This is a genomic window from Streptomyces sp. NPDC047072 (genome assembly GCF_040643855.1).
Classification (GTDB): domain Bacteria; phylum Actinomycetota; class Actinomycetes; order Streptomycetales; family Streptomycetaceae; genus Streptomyces.
On record NZ_JBEYVC010000297.1, the window covers coordinates 1 to 7,451 of the forward strand.

Annotated in this window: 7 protein-coding genes; 4 read left to right on the plus strand and 3 right to left on the minus strand. The window is 71.8% G+C overall.

Annotated features, from left to right (window positions below; genetic code table 11):
* Together ABZ896_RS51320 and ABZ896_RS51325 are read right to left on the minus strand one after the other, a co-directional pair.
* The coding region (locus ABZ896_RS51320; protein ID WP_360945970.1) for a HAMP domain-containing sensor histidine kinase at nucleotides 1–1,356 on the minus strand (1,356 nt) is incomplete at its 3' end.
* The gene (locus tag ABZ896_RS51325; protein WP_360945973.1) at nucleotides 1,353–2,120 is read right to left on the minus strand and encodes a response regulator transcription factor; all 768 of its coding nucleotides are present in this window, start codon (nucleotides 2,118–2,120) and stop codon (nucleotides 1,353–1,355) included. The genes ABZ896_RS51325 and ABZ896_RS51320, both read right to left, overlap by 4 nt.
* 193 nt (nucleotides 2,121–2,313) lie before the next feature.
* On the opposite strand from ABZ896_RS51325, the gene ABZ896_RS51330 reads away from it, so the two are divergent.
* The 3 genes from ABZ896_RS51330 to ABZ896_RS51340 are packed head-to-tail and all read left to right on the plus strand — an operon-like array spanning nucleotide 2,314 to nucleotide 5,842.
* Nucleotides 2,314–2,910 (plus strand): carbonic anhydrase, encoded by a 597-nt coding sequence (locus ABZ896_RS51330; RefSeq protein ID WP_360945976.1) that lies wholly within the window; start codon nucleotides 2,314–2,316, stop codon nucleotides 2,908–2,910.
* Nucleotides 2,907–4,871, plus strand: coding sequence for a SulP family inorganic anion transporter (locus ABZ896_RS51335; RefSeq protein ID WP_360945979.1), 1,965 nt, complete (start codon nucleotides 2,907–2,909; stop codon nucleotides 4,869–4,871). The genes ABZ896_RS51330 and ABZ896_RS51335 overlap by 4 nt, the downstream gene beginning before the upstream one ends.
* 41 nt (nucleotides 4,872–4,912) lie before the next feature.
* Nucleotides 4,913–5,842 (plus strand): oxidoreductase, encoded by a 930-nt coding sequence (locus tag ABZ896_RS51340; protein WP_360945982.1) that lies wholly within the window; start codon nucleotides 4,913–4,915, stop codon nucleotides 5,840–5,842.
* Nucleotides 5,843–5,855: 13 nt separating this feature from the next.
* Here ABZ896_RS51340 and ABZ896_RS51345 read toward each other — a convergent pair whose 3' ends face one another.
* Nucleotides 5,856–6,686, minus strand: a complete 831-nt coding sequence (locus tag ABZ896_RS51345; RefSeq protein WP_360945985.1) for a helix-turn-helix transcriptional regulator — start codon at nucleotides 6,684–6,686, stop codon at nucleotides 5,856–5,858.
* 294 nt (nucleotides 6,687–6,980) lie between these two features.
* Here ABZ896_RS51345 and ABZ896_RS51350 point away from each other — a divergent pair, with 294 nt between their 5' ends.
* Nucleotides 6,981–7,379: a peptidase inhibitor family I36 protein gene (locus ABZ896_RS51350; RefSeq protein ID WP_360945988.1), complete on the plus strand. Its 399-nt coding sequence runs from the start codon at nucleotides 6,981–6,983 to the stop codon at nucleotides 7,377–7,379.
* Nucleotides 7,380–7,451: the final 72 nt, after the last annotated feature.

A 7,451-nucleotide genomic window follows, 5' to 3' on the forward strand; every position in this document is an offset into this window, starting at 1 on the left:
CGCGTGCAGGCCCGCCTCGCCGCCGCTCGCGTGCGCGAGACGTTGGACCAGGGCGAGGCCGAGACCCGTACCGCCCTTGGGGGCGCCCGGCGCCCGCCAGAACCGGTCGAAGGCGCGGGCGCGCTGGTCGGCCGTCATGCCGGGGCCCTCGTCGGTGACGTGCAGGTCGACCCAGCCGGCGCGGGTGTCGCGCAGGGTCCGGCGGGCCGGGGCGCGCAGCCGCGTCTCCACGGTGACCGTGCTGCCGGGCGGCGAGGCGCGCAGGGCGTTGGAGAGCAGGTTGTCCAGGATCTGCTCCACGGCACCCGGCAGCGCGAGCACCGCCGGACCGGCCCCGCCCGCGAACAGGGCCAGCCCCACGCCCTGCCGGTCGAACAGCGGCTGCCAGGTGCGGTACCGCTCCGCGCAGACCACCCCGAGATCCACCGGCCCCGGCGTCGCCGCGTCCTCCTCCAGCCGGGCCATCGCCAGCAGTCCCTCCACCATCCGGGCCAGCCGGTCGGTCTCGGTCACGGCGGCCGTGAGACTGGCCCGGCCGCGGTCGGCGACGCTCGGCTCCAGGTTCTCCAGCCGCAGCCGCAGCGCGGCCAGCGGGGTCTTCAGCTGGTGCGAGGCCTCTCCGGCGAACGCCCGCTGGGCGTCCAGGAGATGGGCGAGCCGGGCCGCCGTACGGTTGAACGCGGCGGTCAGACTGCGCACTTCGGGCGGCCCCTTGGTCACCGGTACCGGTGCGGCGCGTCCGCCCTCCGCCAACTCGTGGGTGGCGCGCTCCAGTTCGCGGATCGGGCGGCTCGTCCAGCGGGCGATGCCGAAGCCGACGAGCACGACGGCCGTCAGGACGGCGAGGCCGCCGAGCGCCAGCAACAGCCAGACGTGGTGGACGCGTTCGTGCACCGTCCGGGTCGGGACCGTCAGCCACACCGCGCCCCGCGCGCCGTGCGCCATGGGCGCGGCGACCGACAGGTACTGCACCCCGCCGATCGTGGAGGTGCGCACGTCCACCGACGACGTGCCCTTGAGCGCGGCCGCGATGCCCGGCCGGGTGGCCAGGGCGCCGGAGACCTCGGCGGGCAACGGGTGCGAGGTGGCGAGCAGTGCGCCCGAGCCGTCGACGACGACCACCTGGCCGCCGATGCGCGCGGCGCAGTGCACCACCCGTTCGGGCAGGTCCTGGGCGGCGCGGCCGGTCGCGAGGGTCAGGGCCGCGTACGCCGAGACCGACTCCGCCTCGTCCTTCGCCGCGGCCACCACCCGCTCCCGCTCACCGCGCGAGTAGACGAAGCCCAGCGGGATCTCCAGGCAGAGCAGGGCCAGCGCGGCGAGGGTCAGATAGCTGAGCAGCAGCCGGCGGGTCATGCCGGCCCGCTGTGCACGGCGAGCCGGAAGCCGACCCCGCGCAGGGTCTGGATCCACGCGGGGTGGCCCAACTTCCGTCGCAGCGAGGCGACATGGACGTCGAGGGTCTTGGTCGGCCCCTCGTAGTGCGGGTCCCAGACCCGGTCGAGGATCTGCTGCCGGGAGTAGACCGCGCCGGGATCCTCGGTGAGCAGCGCGAGCAGGTCGAACTCCTTGGGTGTGAGGGGCACTTGGGACTCACCGACCCAGACCTGCCGGGTACGGCGGTCGACGGCGAGCGGGGCGGGGGCGGGATCGAGGACGGAGGTCACTTCGTACGCCGGAGTCGGCTCGTACGCGGGAGTCGGCTGGTACGTGGTCCCCTGGTACGCGGCGGCGGCCGGCTGGTGGGCCGGGGCCTCCTGCACGCGCCGGGTCCGCCGGGTCACCGCCCGGACCCGGGCCACCAACTCCCGTACGCTGAACGGCTTCGCCAGATAGTCGTCGGCGCCCAGCTCCAGCCCCAGCACCCGGTCCGCCTCCTCGCCACGCGCGCTGAGGATGACGATCGGCACGTCGGAGACCTCCCGGATGCCCCGGCAGACGTCGATGCCGTCGATGTCCGGCAACCCGAGGTCCAGCAGCACGACATCGCCGTAGGCGGCCCTCAACCCCTGGGCCCCGGTGGTCACGTGATCGACCGTCAGGCCGAAGTGCCCGAGGCCCTCGATCAACGGCTCGGCGATCGTCTCGTCGTCCTCGATGAGCAGCACGCGTATGCCCATGCGTCGTCACTCCCGCCATTGTTCGAATTCTCTGCCCTGTTCACGACACGCTACAAGAACATGCCGTCCGCAGGGACCCGTGACAAAGAATGTCCGCATCCTGGCCGCGCCCTGTCCTGCCATTAACCTTTCTCTGTGCATCGCCCCTCTACGGTATTGCCAACTGGCCGAACCCCCAGCTCAGGAGGCTCACTTGAAGGCGTTGCTGGAGCATGCGCGCTCGTTCGGGCGGCAGGTCGATTTCGAGAGCGACGAATACCGGAAACTGGCCGAAGGGCAATATCCCGAGGCGCTCTTCATTACCTGCTCGGACTCGCGGGTCATGCCCGCACTGATCACCGGCGCCCGGCCCGGTGAGATATTCGAGCTGCGGAACGCGGGCAATATCGTGCCGTCGTACGGACAGCACGCGGCCGGTGGGGAGGCCGCCACCATCGAGTACGCGCTGGAGGTGCTCGGAGTTCAGGACGTGGTCGTGTGCGGTCACTCACACTGCGGGGCGATGGGTGCGCTGAAGTCCGGCGACGACCTCACCGCGCTGCCCGGCGTGGACGCGTGGCTGCGGCTGGCCCGCCCGCAGCTGGCGCCGGTGCTCACCGACGATCCCGCCCTGTCCGAGGTGGTGCAGCGCAACGTCGTCAACCAGCTGGCGGCGCTGCGGAGTTACCCGGTCGTCCGGCAGCGGCTGCGGGACGACCGGCTGCGGCTGCACGGCTGGTACTACGAGATCGACACCGGGCAGGTGCGCGAACTGGACGCGGACGGCAGCTTCCGGGCGCACGCCGCATGAGCGGCGCACACGCGCGGGGCCGCGGCGACCGGGCGGCACCGAGGGGCACGAAGACGGTCGGCCGGACGCGGACGCGGCACGCGACGAGCGCACAGTACGGCCCGCACGTACCGGGCGAGCCGTACACGCCGGACCCGCAGCACCCGACGAACTCGCCCCACGCAGCGGACAAGCCCGGCGCGCCGCACACCCCGAACCGCCCGAAGCCCGACCTCGCCACCGAGATCACCGCCTCCCTCGTCGTCTTCCTCGTCGCCCTGCCGCTCTGCATCGGGGTCGCCGTCGCCTCCGGGGTCCCGGCCGAACTGGGGATCATCTCCGGGGTGATCGGCGGCCTGGTGGTCGGGGCCGTGCGGGGCAGCACGCTCCAGGTCAGCGGCCCCGCGGCCGGTCTCGCCGCGCTCGTCGCGGAGACCGTCGCCGAGCACGGCGTGGCGATGCTCGGGGTGATCGTGCTGTGCTCCGGGATCCTCCAGATCGTCCTCGGTGTCGTACGGCTCGGGCGGATGTTCCAGGCGATCTCCATCGCCGTCGTGCAGGGCATGCTCGCCGGGATCGGCCTGCCGCTGATGTTCAGCCAGGCCTATCCGCTGGCCGACAACAAGGCGCCCGGCACCCCGATCGAGAACATGGCGGGAATCCCCGGGCTGTTGGCGGACACCGCGGCCAACTCCCAGGCGCTGATCGCCGCGTCGCTCGGCATCGTCACCGTCGTTCTCAGCTTCATGTGGAAGAAGGTGCCGGGGCCGGTCAGGAAGATCCCGGCCGCGCTGGTCGCCGTGGGCATCGGCATCGCGGTCGCCGCCCTGCCCGGCGTCGACGTGAAGACCCTCCAGGTCGGCAACCTCCTCGCGTCCGTACGGCCGCCAGGGGCCGAGCAGTTGGCGGGCCTGGCCGACGTGGCGATCATCACCTCGATCCTCACCTTCACGGTGATCGCCTCCGCGGAGAGCCTGTTCACCGCGGCCGCCGTGGACCGGATGCACAGCGGCCCGCGCACCCGCTACAACACCGAACTCGTCGCCCAGGGCGCGGGCAACACCATCGCCGGGATCCTCGGCGCGCTGCCCATCACGGCCGTGGTCGCCCGCAGTTCGGCGAACGTCCAGGCCGGTGCGAAGACCCGGCTCTCCCGCACCCTGCACGGCCTGTGGCTGCTCGCCTTCGCGCTGCTGCTCCCGCAGGTGCTCGCGCTGATCCCGATCTCGGTGCTCGCGGGCGTCCTCGTGCACAGCGGCTGGAAGCTGCTCGCGCCGGAGGAGTTCCCGAAGATGTGGCGCCAGGACCGGGGCGAGTTCGCGGTGATGACCCTGACCACGCTGGTCATCGTGGCGACGGCGCTCCTGGAGGGCGTGCTCGTCGGGCTCGCCGCCGGGATCGTGCTGGCCGCGCTGCGGATGTCCCAGACCGTGATCCGGCAGCACGTCGAGGAGGACACCGCGAAGGTCGTCATGGCCGGCAACGCGACCTTCCTGCGGCTGCCGAAGGTCATCGAGGCCCTGGAGGAGGCCGCGGCGTCCGGCAAGCCCCGCATCCGCCTCGACCTCACCGGCGTGACCCACCTCGACCACGCCTGCCGCAACCAGGTCGAGGAGTTCACGGCACAGCAGCGGGGACGGGGGCTGCGGGTGGAGCTGCTGATGCCGGGGCCGGCGAAGACCGTGAGCACGGAGGCCGTGCCGTCGGCGACTGCGGGCCCGGGCGGCCGTACGACGGCTTCCGGAGCCGGATCTGGCGCGGGAGCCGACGATCGCGCCCGAGCCGGAATCTACGGCGGTGCCGACGCCCGCGCCGGGGCCTTCGCCGAGGACCGCTTCTGGGACGCGCCCGCCGGCACACTGGAGGCGTGGGACGACGCGATGCCCGGGCCGACCGCCCCGAGCCCCACCGCCGAGTGGTTCTACCTCGACACCCGCCCCGTCCCCGACGATTACGCGCCGCGCCCTCCGCTCGTAGGCTGAATCCCGCTGAGCCCCACCCCGTCGGCGGAGGGAGGCCGGTCATGGCCGGCTGGAGTGCGAGCGACATCCCCGACCAGCGCGGCCGGGTCGCCGTGGTCACCGGGGCGAACAGCGGGATCGGGTACGTCACCGCGCGCGAACTGGCCCGCAGGGGCGCCCGCGTGGTGCTGGCCTGCCGGAGCGAGGCGCGCGGTACGGAGGCGGTCCGCCGGATCGCCGCCGAAGTACCGTGCTCCACAGTGGAGTTGCTCCGGCTCGACCTGGCGGACCTGGCCTCCGTAAGGGAGTTCGCCGACACCTTCCCGTACGACCGCCTCGACCTCCTCGTCAACAACGCGGGCGTGATGGCGCTGCCGTACGGCACGACGGCGGACGGGTTCGAGACGCAGTTCGGCGTCAACCACCTGGGCCACTTCGCACTCACCGGCCTGCTGCTGCCGAGGGTGCTCGCGGCGCCGCCCGGCGCCCGGATCGTGAGCGTCTCCAGCCTCGCGCACGCGCTGGCCACCATCGACATCACCGACCTCAACAGCGAGCGCCGCTACCACCGTTGGATCGCCTACGCCCGCTCCAAGACCGCCAACCTGCTCTTCGTGCACGAGCTGGCGCGCAGGCTCGCGGCCCACGGCTCGGACGTGGTCGCCGCGGCCGCGCACCCCGGGTACGCGGACACCAACCTCCAGACCGCCGGCGCCCGGATGGCCGGGCGCCGCGCGGTCGAGCGCTTCATGCGGGTCGGCAACCGCTACTTCGCCCAGTCCGCGGACGCGGGCGCCCTCCCCACCCTGCACGCGGCCACCGCCCCCGACATCCGCCCCGACTCCTTCACCGGCCCGTCCTTCCTCGGCCGGCACGGCACACCGGGCCCGGCGTGGCGAGCGCCGTGGACCCTCAACGACCGTGCCGGAGAACGTCTTTGGGGCGCGTCCGAGGAACTCACGAGGGTGACCTACGACGGGCTGAAGTCCTGACCCTCCAGCAGGATCACCCGCCGTCACAGTGCCGCCGTCTCCCGAAGTGACCACGGCAGGGAGAAGTGCGGCTCGGGTGTGTGGGTGAGCAGCAGCTGGTCGGGGTTCTCGGGGCGCGCAGTGCGCGGAAGGTGACGGAGAAGCTGCCGAGGCGGGGATGGCGCAGGAGGAGAGTCCTGTGCGGACTGTAGGAGACGTGTTGCTCCGCCCACAGACGCTGGAACTCGGAGCTGGACAAGGACAGTTCCGAGACGAGTGAGGCAAGTCGCCGGTCCTCGGGGTGGCGGCCGAGTTCGAGATGGAGCAGAGCGGTGACCTCGCGTGCCATCGTCTGCCAGTCGCCGTACACCCGACGGGCGGCCGCGTCGAGGAACACCAGCCGGGCCAGGCTGCGTTGATGGGCGGGCACGGCGCCGAAGTCGAAGAGGATCGCCGAGGCGCTCCGGTTCCACGCGAGTACGCGTGTGCGGCGCCCCACCATGAACGCCGGTGTGTTCGACAGGTTGTCCAGCAGTTCCCGCATGCCTCCCGGCATCCGGTCCCCCGACGGCCGGAGACTTCTGCGGGGCCGGGCCAGATTGTGCAGATGCCTGCGTTCCACCTCGTCCAGGCGCAAGGTGCGGGCGAGGGCGTCGAGGACGGCTTCGGAGACCTTCTCGTTCCGGCCCTGTTCCAGGCGGACGTAGTAGTCGAGGCTGATTCCGGAGAGCTGGGCCAGCTCCTCGCGCCGCAGCCCGGGCACCCGGCGGGGGCCGTCGAAGGTGGGCAGCCCCACGTCCGCGGGCAGCAGCTGGGCGCGGCGGGAGCGCAGGAACGCGCGTAACTCCTCTGTACGGCTGGACAATCTCGTCCCCCATGGTGCGATCGCTGTCGAGCCTGCTGATGTGTGAGCGGATCTGTGGTTCTCAAGTGATCGTCGAGTGAGAATGTTGCTTTTCCGGCAGGACGATTCATGAATGAAAGGGGGCGGAACGCTGAACGCCGTAAAGCGGCGAGGTACTTGACGGGTTGAAAACACGCCAACGAGGGGTCAATCGGCACCCTCCCTCACTCTCGTGAGCTCGGTGAGGATCGGTCCCGGCTCGCCCAGGGGTGAGCCTCCGCATCGACACACAAGGGGAGATGCTTCGTGAGGACCATGAAGGCCAAGCTGGCGGCGGTCCTGGCCGCGGGCGTGATGGCCGGCGTGCCGCTGCTGGCGGGTACGGCTTCCGCGACGGTGGACAACGGCGTGTGCGAGGCCGACGAGTTCTGCGTTTTCCGCCAGATCGACTATGACTGGGCCGCCGACTTCAAGGCGTCGGACACCCACTACTACAACAACTCCTACCCGCTCCACTCGTCCTACCTGGTGAACGACAGCGTGAGTTCGGTGTGGAACCGCAACCCCTGTGCGGTCGTCCTGTACTCGGACGACGGCGGGACCGGGGACTACGTCGGCTTCCTGAGCGGCGGTTACGCCAGCGACCTCCGCGATGTCACGGTCAACGGCCACGACTTCAACAACCTCGCGAGCGGGCACTCCATAGCCTGCTAGCTCCTTCCGGCCGGGGGGGGGGGCCGGGTATACACCCCCCGCCCCCCCCCGGGGTGGCCCCCCCGGGGGGCG